Origin of the sequence: Bartonella sp. AA2SXKL, from assembly GCF_042197205.1 — a bacterium.
In the GTDB taxonomy this organism is placed as follows: Bacteria; Pseudomonadota; Alphaproteobacteria; order Rhizobiales; family Rhizobiaceae; genus Bartonella.
In genome coordinates, this window is record NZ_JBHIRN010000156.1 from 382 (window position 1) to 695 (window position 314).

Genomic DNA, 314 nt, shown 5'->3' on the forward strand with positions numbered 1-314 from the left:
AGGATATGGCCCGAATGAGCAAGCAATGAGGATGTTGGTACAACAAGGCGCTCATTTGATTATTACAGTTGATTGTGGTGCGAACAGTCCAGATGCAGTAAAAGCAGCGAGGCTTGCAGGTGCTGATGTTGTCGTTTTAGATCATCATCAAATGTCAGAGGTTCATCAAGAAGCTGTTGCTCTTGTTAATCCTAATCGCCCAGATGATTTTTCTGGACAGGGGCATTTGTGTGCTGCTGGCGTTGTCTTTGTCACGTTAGCATGGGTTCATCATTTATTGCGAAAGAAGAAATTTGTAGAAGAACTTCCTGATC

The 314-nt window shown here is 43.6% G+C and carries 1 protein-coding gene; it reads left to right on the forward strand.

Annotated features, from left to right (window positions below; translation table 11 throughout):
- The coding region (locus ACFINS_RS10390) for a DHH family phosphoesterase (protein ID WP_375706226.1) at positions 1 to 314 on the forward strand (314 nt) is incomplete at both ends.